The organism is Paraburkholderia sediminicola (genome assembly GCF_046027355.1).
Taxonomy (GTDB): Bacteria; Pseudomonadota; Gammaproteobacteria; order Burkholderiales; family Burkholderiaceae; genus Paraburkholderia; species Paraburkholderia sediminicola_B.
In genome coordinates this window covers 1-19,725 of record NZ_JAQQEK010000065.1, presented here as the reverse complement: position 1 = coordinate 19,725, position 19,725 = coordinate 1, and the positions used below count along the sequence as shown (strand labels likewise).

Below are 19,725 nucleotides of genomic sequence, written 5' to 3'. Positions count from 1 at the left end.
ATTCGCGGTGACGATTCCCGAAGAGCGCGGCAGCTTCCGGCGTTTTTGCGAACTGCTGGGCACGCGCAGCGTCACCGAATTCAACTACCGCATTGCGGATGCGAATTCCGCCCATATCTTCGTGGGCGTGCAGATCAGGAATCGCAGCGAGTCGGCGCAGATCGCGGGCGCGTTCGAGGCGCACGGCTTCGCCACAGTCGACCTGACGTTCGATGAACTCTCCAAGCAGCACATCCGCTACATGGTCGGCGGGCGCTCGCCTTTGGCACACGACGAGCGTCTATTCCGCTTCGAGTTTCCCGAGCGGCCGGGCGCACTGATGAAATTCCTCTCGTCGATGGCACCGAACTGGAATATCAGCCTGTTCCACTACCGCAACCAGGGCGCGGACTACAGCTCGATTCTGGTCGGTATCCAGGTGCCGGAAAGCGAGAACGAGGTGTTCGACCGTTTTCTCGCCACGCTCGGCTATCCGAACTGGGAAGAGACGCAGAATCCGGTGTATCGACTGTTTCTTGCGTCGTAGCGTGGCTCGGGGTTTACCTTGGCCTGGCGCAACGCCGCGCGAAGAATGAGTCGTCGAGTGAATGGGCCAAAAGCCCCGTCTGGACGGCGTTAGGGCTCGATTGCGCCTACCGGCTGCATGTGCCCGCCCCAGGCCGCTATCTGAAAACTAGATACAGCCTATCCGCCATATCGCGTTGCGCGATACCGTGCGCGATCGTCAAACTGAGTGCAAATCTAACGCCGCATTCAGGAGACAACTCATGCGCACCCAAGTTGGCATCATCGGTGCCGGGCCTGCGGGCCTGCTTCTTTCCCATCTTCTTCATCTGCGTGGCATCGACTCCGTCGTGCTCGAGTCGCGCAGTCGCGATCAGATCGAATCCACCATCCGCGCCGGCGTGCTCGAACAAGGCACGATGGACCTGTTGACCGAAGCCGGCGTCGGCGCACGGATGAAAGCGGAAGGCGCGCTGCATCACGGCTTCGAGCTGGCTTTCGAAGGCAAGCGGCACCGCATCGATCTGACCGGCCTCACGGGGCATTCGATCACGGTCTACGCGCAGCACGAAGTCATCAAGGATCTCGTCGCGGCACGCGTGGCCGACGACGGCAAGCTGCGCTTCGGCGTCTCGGAGACGTCGATTCACGGCATCGATACCGACAAGCCGTCGATCCGCTATCGCCACGAAGGCGAAGCGTACGAACTGCAGTGCGACTTCGTGATCGGCTGCGATGGTTCGCAAGGCGTGTCGCGCGCATCGATTCCGCAGGCATTGCGCAAGGATTTCGAACGCGTGTACCCGTTCGGTTGGTTCGGTATCCTGTGCGAAGGGCCGCCGTCATCGGGTGAATTGATCTATGCGCGTCACGAGCGCGGCTTCGCGTTGATCAGCACGCGCTCGCCGAATGTGCAGCGCATGTATTTCCAGTGCGATCCGAAGGATTCCGTCGAGAACTGGTCCGACGACCGCATCTGGGCGGAACTGCATGCACGAGTCGATTCGCACGACGGCCAGAATATCGTCGACGGCAAGATCTTTCAGAAGAACATTGTCGGCATGCGCAGTTTCGTATCGAACACCATGCAACATGGCCGGCTCTTTCTCGCGGGCGACGCGGCGCATATCGTGCCGCCCACCGGCGCGAAGGGCATGAATCTGGCGGTGGCCGACGTGCGCGTGTTGACCGAGGCGCTGAACGCGTTCTACGTCGAGAATCGCAAGGATTTGCTCGACAGTTACAGCGCGACCGCGCTCAAACGCATCTGGCGTGCCGAGCATTTCTCGTACTGGATGACCAGCATGATGCACCGTATCGAGGGTGCGTCGCCTTTCGAGCAGCAGCTTCAGGTGGCCGAGCTCGAATACGTGACGACGTCGCGCGCGGCGGCCACGGTGATGGCGGAAAACTACGTCGGCATCGCAGGCGCGCGAGCGTGAGCGGGCAGGGCGCGTCGCATTGAATGAAGCGGCGACGCGTTTCAGCGACGATCTGATCGTGCTGAAAGACGCTCATCTGCGTGCAAGCGGCTGCGTAGGCAAACTGATCGGCGCTGAAATACCGATTGCGATCTACAGTATCGCGGTGCGCACAGCGAGTCATCCGCACGGCGGCGTGCCCATCACTTTCGCCGGCTGAATGTCGTGTTGCGCGAGCGAATGAATGCGGTCGGCTTTCCTGAGTACGCGGAATGCGGCGGCCCAAAGCGCCGCGACGAACAGCGTGCCGATACCGCCGAGAAGCACTGCCGGGACAGTCCCCAGCCATGCCGCCGCGAGGCCTGACTCGAAGGCCCCCAGCTCGCTCGATGCGCCGATGAACAGCATATTGACCGCCGAGACACGTCCACGCATCGCGTCGGGCGTGGCGAGCTGAATCAGCGATGAACGGATGTTGACGCTCACCATATCGCTGGCACCGACGATCACCAGCGCCGCCACCGACATGACGAACGACCTGGAGAGCGCGAACACCACGGTCGCGAGCCCGAACACGCCGACGGCGGCAAACAGTTTGAGGCCGATGCGTCGCTCGAAGGCGTAACGAACCTGAACCAACGCGCACAGACAAGCCCCTACTGCGGGCGCACTGCGCAGCATGCCAAGTCCGGTGGGTCCCACCTTCAGAATATCGCGAGCATAGACGGGCATCAGGGCCGTTGCGCCACCGAGCAGGACCGCGGCGAGGTCGAGGGAGATGGCGCCCAGCACGACAGGCTGGGAACGCACGAACTTGATACCTTCGATGACGCGCGCCACGCGTAGTTTTATTGGCGCGTTGTCGACGCGCACCGGTCGCCGCCCGCCGAGCGTCATGAGCGCGAGGAGCGCCACAAGGAAGGCGACACCGCAAGCCACATAAGCTACAGCAGCGCCCAATGCATAGGCCAGTCCACCGAGCGCCGGTCCGGCGATCACGGCTATCTGCCACGCGGCCGACGCGCTGGCGATAGCACGGGGCAATCGTTCCGGTGGCACCAGAAAGGGCAAGAGCGCCTGCTCCGCGGGTTCGACGAGCGCTCGTGCCACGCCGAATATCAGCAAGACACCATAGAACGGCCACGGGCCCGGCGTCTGCCAAAGCGTCAGCGCGAAGAATGCAACAGCGCAAAGACTCTGAAGTGCAAGGCCCGCGATGATCAGCGGCCGAGGCGAAAGCCGGTCGCACAACTCACCGGCGGGCAGCGTAAGCAGGAACATCGGGACGAACTGCACAATACCGACGATGCCGAGCGTCAGCGGCATGTTCGATAACCTGTACAGGGTCCAGCCGATCGCGACGGATTGCGCGAGCGTCGCCGCTTCCGATAGAAACCGGGCGCCCAGATAAATCAACAAATCTCGCCGGCGATAAAACTCGCCACGCGGCGCGATGCGCAAAGCCCCGCAGCAAGCGCGTTCGCGGGCCACCATCGACGCCATTCTCGATGCGGCGGCTCACATTCTCGGCGAGCGCGGCTGGGAAGGGCTCACCACCAACGGCGTGGCGGAAGCCGCGGGCGCGAGCATCGGATCGCTGTATCAGTACTTCCCCAACAAGCTGGCGCTGATCGAAGCCGTCCGTCGCCGGCACTTCGACGATGTGCTCGCGGTGCTCCATGCCGCGGCGAACCTCGAAACGCCGCGCGTGAAACGCGTCACGGCGCTCGTCGACGGGATGATCGCGGTGCACAGCCGGCATCCGGCGGCACACCGCGTGCTGCTGGAAGAGAGCCCGCGCGGCGAGGATTCGCGCGGCGCTCACGATCGCTTCGATGTGGAATGCAGAAAGGCTTACGAAACGCTGTTCAGGGTTAACGTTCACGGCGCTGCCGAACGCGACTGCGTGGGCGCGCGGGTGCTCGCGGGCGCGCTCGCGGGTGCCGTCCACGAAGCGGCACGGCAGGGACAGCTTGCGTCGCCCGTCTTGCGGCGGGAACTCATCGCGCTGGTGGATGCGTACCTGTCGAGGCTGCGGCCTCTCGGTGAAAAGCCGGCCAGCCGACGAACGCGCTAATCTCGATGTGCATCAACTCAATTCCGGACTATCGCCATGATCCAGAACGTATCGACCCGACAACTTTTGCAAGAGATGTTCAGCGAAATGGTCATGAAGAAAGACGCTTCGTTGATCGCGCATGACTACCATCCGGATTTCGTTCTCGAGACCAACGGCCAGAAACAGAACTACGACGCCTTCGCCGAAGGGCACCCGCAAGGTGTACGCGACAGATGTCACCTTCGAAATCAGGTATGACGACGACACCTGGGTCGAAAGCCCGGAGAGAGTCGCTGCACGTGTTTGGATCAAAATGCAGCAGCCGAACGAAGCGCCCGTGGAATTCGAAGTCGTGCTGATCGTGACCTATGTCGACCGAAAAATTCATCGCGTGTGGGAATTGACCTGGCTGGATTGGACGCAGGTGAAGGCCTTCGAGAACTATTCATAGGGACGCACCTCGCGCTGTCATTTTGCCAGGGTAAGCTGTGCCTTTGGTGCGTTCTTCAAATAAGGGGCAGAGGTCCATGCGGCGTGTCATATTCAACCAGAAGGGCGGTGTGGGCAAATCGACCATCGTATGCAACCTGGCGGCCATCAACGCCAGCGAGAACCTGCGTACGCTGGTCATCGATCTCGACCCGCAAGGCAACTCGAGCCAGTATCTTCTTGGCAAGCAGGCCAGCGATCTCAAGCCCAACGTCGCGGACTTCTTCGAAACTGCGTTGAGTTTCAGTTTCAGGCCGACGCCGGCCTCGACGTTCATTCACCGCACGCCGTTCGAAAACCTCGATGTGATGCCTTCTCATCCGGATCTCGACACGCTGCACGGCAAGCTCGAATCGCGCTACAAGATCTACAAGCTGCGTGACGCGTTGAACGAGTTGGATGAGTACGATGCGATCTACATCGATACGCCGCCCGCGCTGAATTTCTACACACGTTCCGCGCTGATCGCGGTCGACCGCTGTTTGATTCCGTTCGACTGTGACGACTTTTCCCGCCGCGCGTTGTACACGCTGCTCGACAATGTGAAAGAGATCCAGCAGGACCATAATCCCGGCCTGGAAGTCGAGGGAATCGTGATCAACCAGTTTCAGCCGCGCGCGAGTCTGCCGCTTCAACTGGTCGAGGAACTGATCAGCGAGGGCTTGCCCGTGCTGGAGTCGCGATTGTCGACGTCTGTGAAGATTCGCGAGTCGCATCAGTACGCGAAGCCGATGATTCACTTCGATCCGCGGCACAAGCTCGCCCATGAATTCATGGCGTTGCATCGGGAATTGATTGGATAGCGGGCACGTCGGGGTAACGCCACCGTCACTAGTCTCCAGCTAACCGAACACCTGTTTTGCGTGGATGCCGAGGCCGGTCGCCACGCTCGCTAGCGGGTCGCCGAACACGAGCTCGGCTTCCGCAAACGCACCTGCAATGGCGTGCGTCAGGGAGGCGAGCCCGGTCGAACCGCCGGTGAAGTACACGGCGTCGAATTTGCCCACAGCGATGCCCGCCAGCCGCGCAGTCTCCCGCGCGGCTTGAACGATCCGCGTTCTTTCTTCGCGCGAGGCTTCCACAAGTTGCTGTTCATCGAAAGCCACGCTCACGCCTGGCTCGATCGGGGCGATCTCGATGAGCGTGTCGCCCCCAGCCGCAATCGCAATCTTTGCCCATTCCGCACTCGCGGCGAGCGCACGGCCGAGCCGCCGGTCCACCACCCGCATCAGCCCGCGTTTGCGCGCAGCCCTTCAGGTGGCCGATGAGCATCGCGATCACGTCGAGATACGCGATTGCCGATCCATCGCCCAAGGCCGTGCTGGATTCCGCGATACCCGTCCCGAGGATGCTTTTGATGGCGCGCAGCAGGCGGCCGTCGAAGCCGTCGACGCGCAACTCGCGTGGCTGCATGAGTTTCTCGAAGGCGTCGCCGCGGCGGCGATCGGCATGACCGCATCGGTGGGCTTTCGTACCGCGCGCTCGCTGCTCGCGGTACAACGCTGGCCGCTCGTAATGATCGTCGCGGTTTTCGTCGCGGTCGGCGTGCTGCGCTGGCCGCTCGTGCCGGTCGCTATCGTGGCGGGAGCGGCAGGGCTGTATGTTGCGTGGAGGAACCGCCAAGGTGCGCGATAACATCTATCTGCAACTGATCGCCGTATTCGCGCCGTTGTCACTGCTCTCGCTGGGCGGCGGACAAAGTATCGTCGCAGATATCAACCAGCAGGCGGTAGCGATCCACGGCTGGGTGACGCAAGCCGAATTCGTCGACCTGTTTGCGATCTCGCGCGCGGCGCCCGGGCCGGGTGCATTGTTGACGACGTTGATCGGTTGTAAGGCGACGGGCTTCCTCGGCGCGGTGATTGCGTCGCTCGCGCTGTTCGTGCCGTCTTCGTTGCTTGCCTACGGTGCGACGCTTGCGTGGACGCGGCACAAACAGCATCCCTGGCATCGGACGGCGGAGCAGGGCCTCGCGCCGATCGCCACCGGTTTGATTCTCGCCGGCGCATTTTCCGTGCTGCGCGCGTCTTCTTCGACGTGGACGATCTGGGCGCTTGCGGCCATCGCGTTGAGCATCTTTCTTTCGCGGCCGAAGATGAATCCCCTGATCGTTCTGTTCGCCGCGGGACTCGTGAATGTGATAATCAGCCACGTTCTCTAGCTAACGAGGTATGGCAATGCAGGTCTATGGCAGGCGCAGTTCGATCAACGTGCAGAAAGTGCTGTGGTGTCTCGCTGAACTGGGTTTCGAAGAGGGACGGGAGTTTTCGCGGATCGACGCAGGACTGGAGTACGGTGTGATCGACACGCCGCAGTATCGCGCGCTCAATCCGAATGGACTGGTGCCGACGCTCGTCGACGGCGAGTGCGTGTTGTGGGAGTCGAATACCATCGTCCGTTATCTGGCCGCGAAGTATGACGCACAGACGCTCTTGCCGTCCGACCCCGCTGCGCGTGCCGACGTCGAGCGCTGGATGGACTGGCAACTCGGCACGCTGTGGGCGACATTGCGTGTCGCGTTCCTCGGGCTGACGCGTGTGCCGGAGGCGCAACGCGACTACGATGCCATCAAGCGTTCATATCGCGATGCAACGCGGCTTCTGAGCATAGCCGACGCGGTCCTCGAAAAGCACGACTATCTCGCGCAGGATCGCTTTACCGCGGCCGATATTGGCGTCGGCCTCGCGGCGCACCGCTGGGTGCAACTGGCTGAGCGTTTTCCTGACACGTTGGAGGCGCCGCAGCCGTTGCCTTCGCTGGACCGATGGCTTCAGGCGATCAAGGGCAGGCCGGCTTTTTCCGTGGCGGTTGCTCCGTAAGCTGCTATTTGGGCGGCGAATAGTTGCGCGTTCTTCGCCGCCTATCCCTTCCTTTGAAGACGTGTGGTACGTGCGGGATTCCATGGCCACAGGTGATCAACGGTGCCGTGACCGTCGAATGATCTGATCATTACCGCCAGAATCCGAACCCGGCCGCCCGGTCGGGCATCTCCCTCCCATTCCCGCTCACACCCGGGTCAACCCGCATTGCCATGCCGCGTTCTTGCGTCTATCTTTCTACATCATACGTATGACCTAGAGAGTATATCGTGGCGACTTTGCACAGGCAGGTCCTGAACCAGATGGGCGAGCAGATCTGTTCAGGCAAGTTCATGCCCGGCGACATTCTTCCCGCCGAGCCCGTGCTTGCCGAGCAGATGCAGGTGAGCCGCATCACCATCCGCGAGACGATGAAGTCGCTGTCCGCCAAGGGCATGCTTCAGGTGCGCCGCCGCTACGGCACCGTCGTGCTGCCGCGTTCGCAATGGCAGTTGTTCGACCCGGACGTGATCACATGGCGGGCTCGCGCGGGCGCCGTCGAGCCGGGCCTCATCGAAGATCTGATGGAGTTGCGCCTGATCATCGAGCCGAACGCCGCACGGCTCGCCGCGAAACGCGCGACGGCGGAAGATCGCGTCGCGGTCCGGCGCGCGTTCAGGCTGATGGAGCGCGCGGTCGCCGGGCACGGCGAATATGTTCCCGCCGACCTGGCGTTTCACGGCGCCATTCTCACGGCCTGCCACAACCAGTTCGTCCAGCAGATGCAGAACGCGCTGTCGGCGATCCTGCGCACCAGTTTCGAACTCAGCTCGGAGATCGAGGGTGGGCCGGCTCGCTCGCTGCCCATGCACGAGGCGCTGTGCGTCGCGATCGAGCAGGGCGATCCCGTGGCGGCGGAACAGGCCGTGCTGACGCTGATCCAGCGCGCCGAGCAGGACTTCGAGGACCGTGCCGCGCTCGATCGCAGCGCTAACGAGAAACCCGCGTGACGAATCGCCTGAACCACGCAACACGACCGCACGGGGCAGGCTCTTAGGCGAACCGTCCAGAAGCAGCGCCGTTGCATCCCCAACTCATTTATCGCGGCTGTCATGACGACACGCGAGGGGCGCACTCGCGCCTCGTTACCGAACATCGAGAGGACACGTGCATGACACAGTTATTCGATCTGAGCGGCCGCACGGCGCTCATCACCGGATCGGCGCGCGGCATCGGCTTCGCGTTCGCGGAAGGCCTTGCTGCCGCCGGCGCCGGCGTGATCCTGAACGGCACGCGCGCCGATACGGTGGCTGAAGCCGTTGAACGGCTCCGCGCCAAGGGCTTGAACGCACAAGGCCGCGCGTTCGACGTGACCGACGAAGCCGCCGTCGCCGAAGCCTTCGCGCAATGGGACAAGGACGGCGTGCAAGTCGACATCGTGATCAACAACGCCGGCATCCAGTTTCGCAAACCGCTCGTCGACCTCGAACTGAGCGACTGGCAGCGTGTGATCGATACCAATCTCACGAGCGCATTCATCGTCGCGAAGCAGGCCGCGCGCCGCATGATCGCGCGCGGCACGGGCGGCAAGATCATCAACATCGGTTCGCTCACGAGCGAGGCCGGGCGCGCGACGGTCGGCGCCTATACGGCGGCGAAGGGCGGCATCAAGATGCTGACCCGTGCCATGAGCGCCGAATGGGCGGCCGCGAACATTCAGGCCAATGCCATTGGTCCGGGCTACATCCTGACCGACATGAACAAGCCGCTGATCGAAAACGCCGCGTTCGATGCGTGGGTCAAGAACAGCAATCCTTCGCAACGCTGGGGCAAGCCGGAAGAGCTCGTCGGCACGGCGGTGTATCTGGCGTCGCCGGCTTCGAGCTACGTGAACGGCCAGATCATTTACGTGGACGGCGGCTGGTTGGCCGTACTGTGAAGACAGATTCGCGCGGGTAGAGCACAACAAGAAACACCGCCCGCGCCAGATAGTGAGTATGCCGTACCGATCCGGAGACATCATGGAAAGCGTCAAACCCGTAGCAACTCAAAGATGGTGGTATCTGATGCCCATCATCTTCATCACCTACAGCCTCGCCTATCTCGATCGCGCGAACTACGGCTTTGCCGCCGCGGCCGGCATCGATCGCGATCTCGGCATCACGCACGGCACGTCGTCGCTGATCGGTTCGCTGTTCTTTCTCGGTTACTGCCTGTTTCAGGTGCCCGGCGCGATTTACGCGCAACGCAACAGCGTGAAGAAGCTGATCTTTTTTAGCCTGATTCTCTGGGGGCTGTGCGCGGCGGCTACCGGCATGGTCAGCAACATTCCGATGCTGATGGTGCTGCGCTTCGTGCTCGGCGTGGTGGAGGCGGCCGTGATGCCGTCGATGCTGATGTACATCAGCCGCTGGTTCACCCGTAGCGAACGCTCGCGCGCCAACACCTTCCTGATTCTCGGCAATCCCGTGACGGTGCTGTGGATGTCGGTGGTGTCGGGCTATCTGGTGCATAGCTTCGGCTGGCGCGAGATGTTCATTCTCGAAGGCTTGCCGGCGCTCGCATGGGCGGTCGTGTGGTGGTTCACGGTGAAGGATCGCCCGGCCGACGCGCCGTGGATGAGCGATGCCGAGAAGACCGAACTCGACGCACGCCTGAAAGCCGAGCAGGCGCATATCGCACCGGTGCGCGACTACAAGGCGGCGTTTCGCTCGTCGATCGTGTTGAAGTTCTGTGCGATTCACGCGTTGTGGAGCATCGGCGTGTACGGCTTCATCATGTGGCTGCCGTCGATTCTCAAGGCGGCGTCGACGATCGACATCGTCTCGGTCGGCTGGCTCGCCGCGGTTCCGTATCTCGCGGCGATCATCCTGATGCTGCTCGCGTCGTGGCTTTCGGACAAGACGCGCAACCGCAAGCTGTTCGTCTGGCCGCTGCTGCTCGTGGGCACCATTGCGTTCGTGGCGTCGTACCTGATCGGCGGCTCGCATTTCTGGATCTCGTTCGCGTTGCTGGTGGTGGCGGGCGCAACGATGTACGCACCGTACGGCCCGTTCTTCGCGCTGGTGCCGGAACTGATTCCGGGCAACGTGCTGGGCGGCGCGATCGGTTTGATCAACGCGTGCGGCGCGCTGGGCGCGTTCGCCGGCTCATGGGTGGTGGGATATCTGAACGGCGCGACCGGCAGCCCGGCGGCTTCCTATATTTTCATGGCGGGCGGCCTGCTGTCGTCCGTGATCCTGATGATGACGGTGCCGGCGAATTCCGACGAGCATGCGAAGCGCGAAGCATCGCTGTCGCTGCATCGCACGCAACACTAGTCGATCGAACTGATTGGCTGAAACCTGGCAGATAGAACATGGCAACCCTGATTACCGATGTAAAAGTCATCCTGACCGCGCCGGAAGGCATCAACCTGATCGTCGTGAAGGTGGAGACGAACCAGCCCGGTCTCTATGGCCTGGGATGCGCGACGTTCGCCTACCGGCATGTCGCGGTGCAGTGTCTCATCGAGGAGTATCTGCGGCCGCTGCTGATCGGGCGCGATGCGGACGCGATCGAGGAACTGTGGCAACTGATGCATCAGAACGCGTACTGGCGCAACGGCCCGATCGAGAACAACGCGATCTCCGGCGTCGATATGGCGCTGTGGGACATCAAGGGCAAGCTGGCGAACATGCCGCTGTACCAGCTGTTCGGCGGTAAGTGCCGCGAAGGCGTGCCGATCTATCGCCACGCGGATGGCCGCGATCTGAACGAGTTGTGCGAGAACATCCAGAAGTATCGCGAGCAGGGCATCACGCACATTCGCTGCCAGAGCGGCGGCTACGGCGGAGGCGGTTTCGGCAAGGCGCCGGCGAGCGCGCCGCACGGCGCCGCGGATGGCGTCTATCTCGACAGCCGTAAGTACATGCGCGATACGCTCAAGCTGTTCGACGGCATTCGCAGCAAGATCGGCTTCGACGTCGCACTGTGTCACGACGTGCATGAACGTTTGAAGCCGGTCGAAGCGATCCGCTTCGCGTGCGAACTCGAGCGCTACGAGCTGTTCTTTCTCGAAGACGCGATCGCGCTGGAGGAGGGGGAATGGATGCGGCAGTTGCGCGCCAAAACGACCACGCCGCTGGCGCAGGGCGAGCTCTTCAACAATCCCTATGAATGGCGCTTCCTGATCACCGAGCGGCTGATCGACTTCATCCGCGTGCATCTGAGCCAGATCGGCGGAATTACCGCCGGACGCAAGCTGCAGATTTTTGCCGAGCAATTCGGGGTTCGGACGGCATGGCACGGCCCCGGCGACATGTCGCCGTTGGCGCATGCGGCAAATATTCATATCGATCTGGCCGCGCGCAATTTCGGCGTGCAGGAATGGTCGGGCACCGAGCCGCCGAACTTCGTGATCCAGGACCTGAAAGGGCCGGGAGCAGCCTTGCTCGATGTTTTCCCAGGCCTGCCCGAGTTCAGGCAAGGCCACGTCTACGCCAACGACAAGCCGGGCCTCGGCGTCGATATCGACGAAGCCGAGGCCGCGAAATATCCCTGCGAAAACAGCGTGACGACGTGGACACAAACGCGCCTGAAAGACGGTACGCTGCAAACGCCGTGAAATATCCACTCTGATGTAATGGTGTGCACGGATCTCGGCTCGGCAACAGGATCCGTGCGTCGGCGCTCTCGACGTTGCGCCGCAAAAAACGCGACTATGCGCGCAATGCCGAACAGTCTCTCCATTGCCATCCGAGAAACGGCGAATTTCCAGCAAATGAAATTTAAAAAACACTCGCTGAACAGCCGTTTTTCATTGTAGTGGCAGCAGCAACAGTGAATTCAGGATTGGCGGATTTATCCCACCGCGCTGGCCACCTACACTCAACCTACCGCTGCAAATACAGCCCTAGCCGCAGCGCGTAGAAAGACAATCTCTGGAGGTGGTTTCATGAAGTCGCTCATTCAAGCCGTTGCTATCGCCGTTGTTCTTGCCGCGCCGGTAGCCTCGTTCGCTCAGTCGTCCAATGAGCCTGTATCGCAAGGCGCACAGGCTGCGCAAGCGCAGGCCTCGAGCCAGCAAGGCGCGGCTCAGGCCGACAACAGCGGATATGGTTCAGCCAGCCTTGGCACGTGGCAAGCAGGTCAGAGCAACGACACGACGGTCAGCTCCTACTCGCCGCCGATTCACAACGCGCGTTAAGCGATTCACTAAGCGCGCGGCGAGCACATCACCGCGCGCAAATCTCACTGTCTTCTTCTATGGCGTGCGCAACAGTGTCATCTCGTTGTGCAGCAGCGCCAGCAAATCATCATCGCTAGGCCGCGTGCCCCAATGCCGCGCGCCCGCCACTGACGCAATCGCGATCCACGAGTGAGGTGGAAACCATTCGCGCAACAGTGCGCCGTCCTGACGCAAACACAATTGACCGGTTTGTTCGCTGTATTCGGCGCAGATCAGCGTGTCGTTGATTTGCGCGGTAACTCGTCTTGGATCGCTGCGTAGCAAATCGTCGCTCCTACAGAAGGCGTGGCGCGAATGCGTGCGCGGCGCGACCGCGTCATCGACGCGGCCGCGGCCCAGGTATCAATGATCGCCGTGGCCATGACCGTGGCCGTGGTCGTCGTCGTCGCCATGGCCATGGCCATGCCAGCCGTTATCGTGACCGCGCCAGTCGCCGTGCGGACCACGCGCTTCGTGCCACTCGCGTCCGCCGTAATGACGCTCTTCCCACTCGCGTCGTTCCCAGTAGCGGTGGCCGTCGTAATAGCGCTCGCCGTACCAGCCCGGACTCACCACGACCACCGGCGGAGCCGGTACATAGACCGGCGGCGGCGGGGCATACACGGGTTCGGGCGCGTAAGCGACGCCCGGAATGCCGATGTTCACGCCCACATCGACGTGGGCCAGCGCGACCGACGATGCGCCGATTCCGAGACCCGCGACGATCGCCATGGACAGCCAGCGGTTTTTTGATTGGTTCATGTTTTATTTCCGGCTTCTACGATGGTGAGTGGAAAGTCTTGCGCGGCTCGCGCTCAGTAGCGATCGTGATAGTGGTCGTGGTAGCCGCCTGCCGGCACCACGATGCAACCGCCCAATGCACTGCCGAGCGTGACGGCCAGAATGACCAGCGCGAAAATTCTCTTCATGACATTGCTCCCGTTTCCTTGTGACCCGAACTCTACTGAGCCGCGGCATTACCGGTGTGTTTGTGTGTAACAGGACGTGTCGATAGCGATGTATGCCGGCGAGGCGCGCGTCGCTTAAATAGCGTGCATCGGGGCGCAATGACGAGACGGGGCGTGACGTGCAGTCGGGCGTGCAAGCCATTGAACGCATTGTGGAAAAGACGGCGTGGTCGGGCGTCTCGCGCGTTGCGGCGAGTTGAATTGCGCGTGTATCCGCGGCCGTCATGCGTGCGGCGGCACGGATCGTTTCAGCTATGCCGTGCGGATACATTCGGTTGCAGACTAGCTGTGCCGACGAGCATCCTCGACCGATTTCTCGTACGCAACCGTGCGTGCACATGCGTTCGTGCGATGCGCGCGCCTCGATAACGAACATGAACGACAGCATCGCGCCAATATCGACGCCACCGCGTCAGCGCACGACCCTCACGACGCCGCGTGTGATAAGCACATGAAAAACAAGTGTTTTACGCGCGCCGCCAAGACTGGTTAGATCGCTGGGTCGGGTGTGCGTTTGCGGCTCCAGTTCAATCGCCTTCTTGCCGGTCAGCGCCGACCTTTCTCTTCCTCATACCAGGAGTTGCATAGCATGTCGAACCTCAGTCTCGCGACGTCCAACACACTGGACATTCATCCCGTCACCGGCCGCATCGGCGCGGAAATTCGTGGCGTACGACTGTCGAGCCAGCTCGAAGCGGCCACCGTCGAAGCGATCCGTGCGGCGCTGGTACGTCACAAGGTGATATTTTTCCGCGGCCAGACGCACTTGCAGGACGCCGATCAGGAAGCCTTCGCCAGGCTGCTAGGCGAGCCGGTGTCGCATCCCACGGTGCCGGTGGTGGACGGCACGGACTATTTGCTCGAACTCGACTCGCATCGCGGCGGCCGCGCGAATTCATGGCACACGGACGTGACCTTCGTCGATGCCTATCCGCAGGCGTCGATCCTGCGTGGCGTGACGATTCCGGACGTGGGCGGCGACACGGTCTGGGCCAACACGGCCACCGCCTACGACGATCTGCCGCCGCCGCTCAAGGCGCTCGCCGATCAACTCTGGGCCGTGCACAGCAACGAATACGATTACGCGAATCACACCAGTGTCGGCGAGCGCGGCCGCGACGCCGAAGCGATCAAGCGTTACCGCGAGGCGTTCGTGTCCACGCGTTACGAGACCGAGCATCCGGTCGTGCGCGTGCATCCGGAATCCGGCGAAAAGACGCTGATTCTCGGGCACTTCGTGAAGAGTTTCGTGGGGCTCACGCCGAGCGCGTCGGCGCATCTGCTGGAACTGCTGCAAGGCTATGTGACGCGTCTCGAGAACATCGTGCGCTGGCGCTGGCAGGCGGGCGACGTCGCGATCTGGGACAACCGCGCGACTCAGCACTACGCGGTCAACGACTACGGCGACGCGCACCGCGTGGTGCGCCGCGTGACGCTGAAGGGCGACGTGCCGGTGAGCGTCGACGGCCGCCGCAGTTTCACGCGCAGCGTGCAGCCGAATCCGGCGGCGAAGGCGGCCTGACGGCTTGAAGTTCAGCCCGGCTCGGCGGCGATCTGTTCCGGCGCCGTCGCTTGCCGATAACCGAGCCGCGTCGAGATCGCGAGGCCCGACTTCCTGAGCAGCGCGACATAGTGCGACTTCGTGTCGGCGCCGCATCGCATGGTCGGAAACGAAATCGACAGGCCGGCGATCACGCGGCCGAAGCGGTCGAACACCGGCACCGCGAGACACTGCAGACCTTCTTCCTGTTCCTCGTTGTCCTCGCCGTAGCCTTGCTCGCGCACGCGCGGCAAGATGCTCAGCACGGCTTCGGCGGACGAGAGCGTCTTTTGCGTCGACTTGCGGAATTCGACGTGCGAGAGCACTTCGCGCGCGTCGGCCGGGTCCATCCACGCGAGCAACACCTTGCCGATCGCCGTGCTGTGCAGCGGATTGCGCCGGCCGATGCGCGACTGCATGCGCAGCCCGTAGTCGGCGTCGATCTTGTGAATGTAGATGATGGCGTCTTCGTCGAATGCGCCGAGGTGCACCGCCTCGCGCGTCGCTTCGCCGATGCGGCGCATTTCGACGTCGGCCTCGCGCACCAGATCGACGCTTTCCAGCGCCTTCGCGCCGAGTTCGAACAGGCGGATGGTCAGCCGGTAGCGCTCGGTTTCCACTTCCTGCGTCACGTAGCCGAGCGCCTTTAGCGTCTGGATCACGCGATGCACGGTGGTCTTCGACATGCCGAGCCGTTGCGACAGTTCGCTGATGCCGATCTGTCCGCTGTCGCCGATCGCGCCGAGAATCGCGAAGACGCGGCCGATCGACGAGGCCGATTCGCCCCGCTCGCCGCAGTCGGCGTTCTCCGCGTCTTGCGCCTGGGCGGTGCCGTCGTCCTTGCGCTGTTTGCCTGCTGATGCCATTTCCGTCTTCCCTGTCTATCCGTTCCCGCAACGTTCGCGCGAAGTTCACGCGTTTCCCGGCGCATGCGCCGGCGAGGCGCCGAGAGCATACCGCGTCCGGCGCGCGCTGCCGAGTCAGCGCGCGAGCCAGCCGCCGTCCACCGCCAGTGTATGCCCATGCACGTAGTCCGAAGCCGGCGACGCGAGGAACACCACCGGCCCCGCGAGATCGTCCGGCGTGCCCCAGCGGGCGGCCGGAATGCGGCTGAGAATCTCGTCGTTGCGCTGGACGTCGTCGCGCAACGCCGCCGTGTTCGCGGTCGCCATGTAGCCCGGCGCGATCGCATTGACGTTGATGCCTTGCGCCGCCCATTCGTTCGCGAGCAGCCGCGTGAGACCGAGCACACCGCTTTTCGACGCCGTATAGGACGCGACACGGATGCCGCCCTGAAACGACAGCATCGACGCGACGTTGATGATCTTGCCGCCGCTTTGCTGTTTCACGAACTGCCGCGCGGCGGCCTGCGAGAGAAAGAACAGGCTCTTCAGATTGACGTCCACCACGGCGTCCCAGTCGGCTTCGGTGAAATCGAGCGCGTCCTCGCGGCGGATGATGCCCGCGTTGTTCACCAGTACGTCGATGCGCCCGAACGCTTCGACAGCGGCGCGCACGATGTCCTCGACCGGCGCGATCGAGCCGAGATCGGCGCGCACGTCGGCGAAGCGGCGTCCGCAGGCTTCGACACGCGCGGCGGTGTCGCCGGCGTCGGCCCGGCTCACGCCGACGATGTCGCAACCGGCCGCGGCAAGCGCGACCGCCATGCCGGCGCCGAGGCCCGTGTTGCCGCCGGTGACGATGGCGACGCGGCCGGTGAGATCAAAGGGGTTCACGGTGTTCGAGCCCATGTCGTGCGATCGTAGTGGCTGAGGTCAAAAAGCGGCGTAAGAAAGCGGCCCATCAACGCAGGTCCCGAACCGCGATGTGATCCATGTCGCTGAACACCTGGTTTTCGCCGACCATGCCCCAGATGAACGTGTACGCCTGCGTGCCGACGCCGGAGTGAATCGACCAGCTCGGCGAGATCACCGCCTGCTCGTTGTGCACGAGAATGTGCCGCGTCTCGTTCGGCTCGCCCATCATGTGAAAGACGGCGGCGTCGTCGGCGACGTTGAAGTAGAAATACACCTCCATACGGCGCTCGTGCGTATGGCACGGCATGGTGTTCCACAGGCTGCCCGGTTCGAGTTTCGTCATGCCCATGGAAAGCTGGCAGGTGGGCAGCACCTCGGGAACGATGAACTTGTAGATGGTGCGGCGGTTGCTCGTGGCGGGGTCGCCGAGGGTTTGCGGCGAGGCCTGCGCGAGCGAGATCGTGCGGGTCGGATACGACGTGTGAGCAGGGGCGCAGTTCAGGTAGAACCTGGCGGGACGCGCGGCGTCGTCGCTGCCGAAGGCGATGGCCTGCGTACCCTTGCCGATGTAGATCGCCTCTTCGTTGCGCACTGTGTAGCGTGTGCCGTCCACGTCGACCCAGCCGTCTCCGCCGATGTTGATCGCGCCGAGTTCGCGCCGCTCCAGCAGATAGCTCACGCCGATCGCCTTGCCGAGCGAGCCCGGCACCTCGACCACGCGCGTGACCGGCATCACGCCGCCGACGGTGATCCGGTCGATATGGCTGTAGGTGAGTTTCAACGCATCGCGCTCGAACACCTGATCGACCAGAAACGCCTTGCGCAGTCCCTCGGTGTCCAGCGTCTTCGCGTATTCGCTGTTGATGGCCTGTCTCACTTCCATTGTTTTTTCTCCGCTGGGTTGTGGGCTCGACTGTAGCGCAGAAATACCATTTCGGAACAGTGGTCCGAAAATATTGCACCGCCGCATCATGACTGGCAAGGGTTTCCAAGAACACACGGGTAAACGATGAGCGTAATTTCCAGCAGAATCGGAACGCCGTTCCTTTCGCGATGCTATATTGCGCCGAAAGGGAGCAGCCCGGCGCGAGAACGGGACATTACCCAGGGTGAATTACCCAATAACTGGACGCGAAGTCCATGGAGGAGGCATGAAGATCAAGAAGGCCATCGACCGCATTCCTGGCGGCCTGATGTTGGTGCCGTTGCTGCTCGGCGCCTGCGTCCACACGTTTGCGCCGGGCGCGGGCAAGTACTTCGGATCGTTCACCAATGGGTTGATCTCCGGCACCGTGCCGATTCTCGCGGTGTGGTTCTTCTGCATGGGCGCGACCATCGATCTGCGGGCGACCGGCACGGTGCTGCGCAAGTCGGGCACGCTGCTGGTGACGAAAATGCTCGTGGCGTGGATCGCGACGATCATCGCGTCGCACTTCATTCCGATCGACGGCGTCAAGGCGGGGCTCTTTGCCGGCCTCTCGGTGCTGGCGATCACGACGTCGATGGACATGACCAACGGCGGTCTCTACGCGGCCGTGATGCAGCAATACGGGACCAAGGAGGAGGCGGGCGCGTTCGTTTTGATGTCGATCGAATCGGGGCCGCTCGTCAGCATGATCATTCTCGGCGCGACCGGCGTGGCGTTCTTCGAGCCGCGCCTGTTCGTCGGTGCGGTGCTGCCGTTTCTGGTCGGCTTCACGCTGGGCAATCTGGATGGTGAGTTGCGCGAATTCTTTGGCCGTTGCGTGCATCCGCTGATTCCGTTCTTCGGTTTTGCGCTCGGTAACGGCATCGACCTCGGCGTGATCGCGAAGAGCGGCTTGCCGGGGATCGTGCTGGGTCTCGGCGTGATCGTCGTGACAGGCATCCCGCTGATTCTCGCGGACCGCTGGATCGCGGGCGGCAATGGCGCGGCGGGGCTGGCGGCGTCGTCGACGGCGGGGGCCGCGGTGGCGAATCCGGCGATCATCGGCGAGATGATTCCGAGCTTCAAGCCGCTGGTGCCGGCCGCGACCGCGATGGTCGCGACGGCCTGTCTGGTGACGGCCGTTCTGGTGCCGATTCTCACGGCGATGTGGGTGCGCCGGCATCATGCGCGCGATGCGTTACGCGAGGAGTTCGCGGCGGCGAATACGCCGCCGCTGGGTGAGCAGAGGGACGCGCACGTTTGACGCATCGTGGCAGAGTCAAGCGGCGGCTCGTTCACTACGCCTCACGAATGAACGGGTCGCCGCGCGCAGCGGGGCGGGCGGCTAACGAGCCAGCTTCGCCTCCAGCATCACCTTCACCTCCGCCCATTCCTCATCAATGATGCTAAAGCGCACCGAGTTGCGCTTACGCCCATCCGGCATGATGCGTTCGTGCCGGACCACGCCTTCCTGTTTCGCGCCGATGCGCAGAATCGCCGCGCGCGATTTCTCGTTGAGTTCGTCCGTGGTGAATTGCACACGCACGCATTGCATCGCTTCGAATGCGTGGGTGAGCAACAGGTACTTCGCCTCGGTATTCACCGCCGAGCGCTGCACCGATGCGCTCAACCACGTGTGGCCGATTTCGAGCTTGCGATTCATGCGATCGATCTTCCAGAAGCGCGTGCTGCCAACCAGCGCGCCGGTGTCGCGCCGCGCGATCACGAACGGCATCACGGTGCCGGCCGCGCGGCCTTCGAGCGCGGTCGCGATATAGCTGTCGATGGTGCCGGGTCCGGGCACCACGGTCAGCTTCATATTCCACAATTGCCCGTCCGCGGCGGCGTCGAGCAAACCTTGTGCGTGTTCCTGCTGAAGCGGCCGGAGCTCCACGGTCTTGCCAGTCAGCGTGGGTTGCATGAGTCTTGAGATCGTATCGTTCATGACAATAAAAAAGGTCCGCGAGCAATGACTCGCGGACCCGGTGCCGTGGTGTAAAAACAGGCGGCGAGTAAGCCGCCCCGTTCCGCCTTAAACCGACATCACCGATACAGCCTTGGTGACCAGATAGC

General features: G+C 62.7%; 23 protein-coding genes and 2 pseudogenes. 17 read left to right on the top strand and 8 right to left on the bottom strand.

The annotated features are described in order from the left end of the window. From PQR42_RS44380 to PQR42_RS44370, 3 genes and pseudogenes are all read left to right on the top strand, one after another. Nucleotides 1-526, top strand: a pseudogene (locus PQR42_RS44380) (threonine ammonia-lyase, biosynthetic); the annotation flags it as partial. 241 nt (nt 527-767) lie between these two features. Further along, complete coding sequence (locus PQR42_RS44375; RefSeq protein WP_408393319.1) at nt 768-1,946, top strand: 4-hydroxybenzoate 3-monooxygenase; 1,179 nt, start codon at nt 768-770, stop codon at nt 1,944-1,946. 19 nt (nt 1,947-1,965) lie between these two features. Beyond that, nucleotides 1,966-2,145: a hypothetical protein gene (locus tag PQR42_RS44370; RefSeq protein WP_408393316.1), complete on the top strand. Its 180-nt coding sequence runs from the start codon at nt 1,966-1,968 to the stop codon at nt 2,143-2,145. On the opposite strand, the gene PQR42_RS44365 is transcribed toward PQR42_RS44370, so the two are convergent. Next, nucleotides 2,106-3,344, bottom strand: coding sequence for an MFS transporter (locus PQR42_RS44365; protein ID WP_408495885.1), 1,239 nt, complete (start codon nt 3,342-3,344; stop codon nt 2,106-2,108). The two genes, PQR42_RS44370 and PQR42_RS44365, sit on opposite strands and share 40 nt — an antisense overlap. Before the next feature lie 34 nt (nt 3,345-3,378). Between PQR42_RS44365 and PQR42_RS44360 the strand changes: the two genes are divergently transcribed. From PQR42_RS44360 to PQR42_RS44345, 4 genes are all read left to right on the top strand, one after another. After that, entirely contained in the window at nt 3,379-4,002 is a 624-nt protein-coding gene (locus tag PQR42_RS44360; RefSeq protein ID WP_408393310.1) for a TetR/AcrR family transcriptional regulator, read from the top strand. Nucleotides 4,003-4,095: 93 nt separating this feature from the next. Next, the gene (locus tag PQR42_RS44355; protein ID WP_408221326.1) at nt 4,096-4,242 is read left to right on the top strand and encodes a hypothetical protein; all 147 of its coding nucleotides are present in this window, start codon (nt 4,096-4,098) and stop codon (nt 4,240-4,242) included. A 55-nt stretch (nt 4,243-4,297) separates the two neighbouring features. Continuing rightward, on the top strand, nt 4,298-4,435 hold the full coding sequence (locus tag PQR42_RS44350; RefSeq protein WP_408393307.1) for a hypothetical protein: 138 nt from the start codon (nt 4,298-4,300) through the stop codon (nt 4,433-4,435). Between the two features lie 76 nt (nt 4,436-4,511). Then, the gene (locus PQR42_RS44345) at nt 4,512-5,276 is read left to right on the top strand and encodes a ParA family protein (protein ID WP_310814974.1); all 765 of its coding nucleotides are present in this window, start codon (nt 4,512-4,514) and stop codon (nt 5,274-5,276) included. 39 nt (nt 5,277-5,315) lie between these two features. Here the strand turns inward: PQR42_RS44345 and PQR42_RS44340 are convergent. Then, nucleotides 5,316-5,705: pseudogene (locus PQR42_RS44340) on the bottom strand (Hsp70 family protein); the annotation flags it as partial. 7 nt (nt 5,706-5,712) lie between these two features. Between PQR42_RS44340 and PQR42_RS44335 the strand changes: the two are divergent. The 8 genes from PQR42_RS44335 (at nt 5,713) to PQR42_RS44300 (ending at nt 12,459) form a co-directional block, all read left to right on the top strand. Next, entirely contained in the window at nt 5,713-6,108 is a 396-nt protein-coding gene (locus PQR42_RS44335; protein ID WP_408393305.1) for a hypothetical protein, read from the top strand. Further along, nucleotides 6,098-6,634 (top strand): chromate transporter, encoded by a 537-nt coding sequence (locus tag PQR42_RS44330; RefSeq protein WP_408495882.1) that lies wholly within the window; start codon nt 6,098-6,100, stop codon nt 6,632-6,634. Before PQR42_RS44335 ends, PQR42_RS44330 begins: the two co-directional genes overlap by 11 nt. Before the next feature lie 16 nt (nt 6,635-6,650). Continuing rightward, nucleotides 6,651-7,292 (top strand): glutathione S-transferase family protein, encoded by a 642-nt coding sequence (locus tag PQR42_RS44325; protein ID WP_408393299.1) that lies wholly within the window; start codon nt 6,651-6,653, stop codon nt 7,290-7,292. 269 nt (nt 7,293-7,561) lie between these two features. After that, a complete protein-coding gene (locus tag PQR42_RS44320) occupies nt 7,562-8,281 on the top strand; it encodes a FadR/GntR family transcriptional regulator (protein WP_408249725.1) in 720 nt (239 codons plus the stop codon). Between the two features lie 161 nt (nt 8,282-8,442). Further along, nucleotides 8,443-9,210 carry an SDR family oxidoreductase gene (locus tag PQR42_RS44315; RefSeq protein WP_408393296.1) on the top strand — a complete coding sequence of 256 codons (768 nt, stop codon included), beginning with the start codon at nt 8,443-8,445 and terminating at the stop codon, nt 9,208-9,210. 82 nt (nt 9,211-9,292) lie between these two features. Continuing rightward, the gene (locus tag PQR42_RS44310; protein ID WP_408221340.1) at nt 9,293-10,591 is read left to right on the top strand and encodes an MFS transporter; all 1,299 of its coding nucleotides are present in this window, start codon (nt 9,293-9,295) and stop codon (nt 10,589-10,591) included. Nucleotides 10,592-10,629: 38 nt separating this feature from the next. Continuing rightward, the gene (locus PQR42_RS44305; protein WP_408221342.1) at nt 10,630-11,877 is read left to right on the top strand and encodes an enolase C-terminal domain-like protein; all 1,248 of its coding nucleotides are present in this window, start codon (nt 10,630-10,632) and stop codon (nt 11,875-11,877) included. 330 nt (nt 11,878-12,207) lie between these two features. Next, entirely contained in the window at nt 12,208-12,459 is a 252-nt protein-coding gene (locus tag PQR42_RS44300) for a hypothetical protein (RefSeq protein ID WP_408221344.1), read from the top strand. Nucleotides 12,460-12,516: 57 nt separating this feature from the next. Here PQR42_RS44300 and PQR42_RS44295 read toward each other — a convergent pair whose 3' ends face one another. Then, nucleotides 12,517-12,765, bottom strand: coding sequence for a hypothetical protein (locus tag PQR42_RS44295; RefSeq protein WP_310814977.1), 249 nt, complete (start codon nt 12,763-12,765; stop codon nt 12,517-12,519). Nucleotides 12,766-12,843: 78 nt separating this feature from the next. After that, complete coding sequence (locus PQR42_RS44290) at nt 12,844-13,242, bottom strand: hypothetical protein (protein ID WP_408393294.1); 399 nt, start codon at nt 13,240-13,242, stop codon at nt 12,844-12,846. Nucleotides 13,243-14,037: 795 nt separating this feature from the next. Between PQR42_RS44290 and PQR42_RS44285 the strand changes: the two genes are divergently transcribed. After that, a complete protein-coding gene (locus tag PQR42_RS44285) occupies nt 14,038-14,970 on the top strand; it encodes a TauD/TfdA dioxygenase family protein (protein ID WP_408393292.1) in 933 nt (310 codons plus the stop codon). A gap of 11 nt (nt 14,971-14,981) precedes the next feature. Here PQR42_RS44285 and kdgR read toward each other — a convergent pair whose 3' ends face one another. The 3 genes from kdgR to kduI form a co-directional block, all read right to left on the bottom strand. Further along, nucleotides 14,982-15,854: a DNA-binding transcriptional regulator KdgR gene (gene kdgR, locus PQR42_RS44280; protein WP_408221400.1), complete on the bottom strand. Its 873-nt coding sequence runs from the start codon at nt 15,852-15,854 to the stop codon at nt 14,982-14,984. A 114-nt stretch (nt 15,855-15,968) separates the two neighbouring features. Beyond that, a complete protein-coding gene (kduD, locus tag PQR42_RS44275; RefSeq protein WP_408393290.1) occupies nt 15,969-16,739 on the bottom strand; it encodes a 2-dehydro-3-deoxy-D-gluconate 5-dehydrogenase KduD in 771 nt (256 codons plus the stop codon). Nucleotides 16,740-16,791: 52 nt separating this feature from the next. Continuing rightward, nucleotides 16,792-17,628 carry a 5-dehydro-4-deoxy-D-glucuronate isomerase gene (gene kduI, locus PQR42_RS44270; protein ID WP_408393287.1) on the bottom strand — a complete coding sequence of 279 codons (837 nt, stop codon included), beginning with the start codon at nt 17,626-17,628 and terminating at the stop codon, nt 16,792-16,794. Nucleotides 17,629-17,896: 268 nt separating this feature from the next. On the opposite strand from kduI, the gene kdgT reads away from it, so the two are divergent. After that, complete coding sequence (gene kdgT / locus PQR42_RS44265; protein WP_408221406.1) at nt 17,897-18,916, top strand: 2-keto-3-deoxygluconate transporter; 1,020 nt, start codon at nt 17,897-17,899, stop codon at nt 18,914-18,916. Between the two features lie 81 nt (nt 18,917-18,997). Here the strand turns inward: kdgT and PQR42_RS44260 are convergent, their stop codons facing one another. Beyond that, nucleotides 18,998-19,597: a GNAT family N-acetyltransferase gene (locus PQR42_RS44260; protein ID WP_408393283.1), complete on the bottom strand. Its 600-nt coding sequence runs from the start codon at nt 19,595-19,597 to the stop codon at nt 18,998-19,000. Nucleotides 19,598-19,725 lie beyond the last annotated feature (128 nt).

Excerpts from the sequence above, each read along its gene's own strand:
- PQR42_RS44375 (WP_408393319.1), top strand. The coding sequence starts at position 768 with ATGCGCACCCAAGTTGGCATCATCGGTGCCGGGCCTGCGGGCCTGCTT.
- PQR42_RS44360 (WP_408393310.1), top strand. The coding sequence starts at position 3,379 with ATGCGCAAAGCCCCGCAGCAAGCGCGTTCGCGGGCCACCATCGACGCC.
- PQR42_RS44355 (WP_408221326.1), top strand. The coding sequence starts at position 4,096 with ATGAAGAAAGACGCTTCGTTGATCGCGCATGACTACCATCCGGATTTC.
- PQR42_RS44350 (WP_408393307.1), top strand. The coding sequence starts at position 4,298 with ATGCAGCAGCCGAACGAAGCGCCCGTGGAATTCGAAGTCGTGCTGATC.
- PQR42_RS44345 (WP_310814974.1), top strand. The coding sequence starts at position 4,512 with ATGCGGCGTGTCATATTCAACCAGAAGGGCGGTGTGGGCAAATCGACC.
- PQR42_RS44325 (WP_408393299.1), top strand. The coding sequence starts at position 6,651 with ATGCAGGTCTATGGCAGGCGCAGTTCGATCAACGTGCAGAAAGTGCTG.
- PQR42_RS44315 (WP_408393296.1), top strand. The coding sequence starts at position 8,443 with ATGACACAGTTATTCGATCTGAGCGGCCGCACGGCGCTCATCACCGGA.
- PQR42_RS44310 (WP_408221340.1), top strand. The coding sequence starts at position 9,293 with ATGGAAAGCGTCAAACCCGTAGCAACTCAAAGATGGTGGTATCTGATG.
- PQR42_RS44305 (WP_408221342.1), top strand. The coding sequence starts at position 10,630 with ATGGCAACCCTGATTACCGATGTAAAAGTCATCCTGACCGCGCCGGAA.
- PQR42_RS44300 (WP_408221344.1), top strand. The coding sequence starts at position 12,208 with ATGAAGTCGCTCATTCAAGCCGTTGCTATCGCCGTTGTTCTTGCCGCG.
- PQR42_RS44290 (WP_408393294.1), bottom strand. The coding sequence starts at position 13,242 with ATGAACCAATCAAAAAACCGCTGGCTGTCCATGGCGATCGTCGCGGGT.
- PQR42_RS44285 (WP_408393292.1), top strand. The coding sequence starts at position 14,038 with ATGTCGAACCTCAGTCTCGCGACGTCCAACACACTGGACATTCATCCC.
- kdgR (WP_408221400.1), bottom strand. The coding sequence starts at position 15,854 with ATGGCATCAGCAGGCAAACAGCGCAAGGACGACGGCACCGCCCAGGCG.
- kduD (WP_408393290.1), bottom strand. The coding sequence starts at position 16,739 with ATGGGCTCGAACACCGTGAACCCCTTTGATCTCACCGGCCGCGTCGCC.
- kduI (WP_408393287.1), bottom strand. The coding sequence starts at position 17,628 with ATGGAAGTGAGACAGGCCATCAACAGCGAATACGCGAAGACGCTGGAC.
- kdgT (WP_408221406.1), top strand. The coding sequence starts at position 17,897 with ATGAAGATCAAGAAGGCCATCGACCGCATTCCTGGCGGCCTGATGTTG.
- PQR42_RS44260 (WP_408393283.1), bottom strand. The coding sequence starts at position 19,597 with ATGAACGATACGATCTCAAGACTCATGCAACCCACGCTGACTGGCAAG.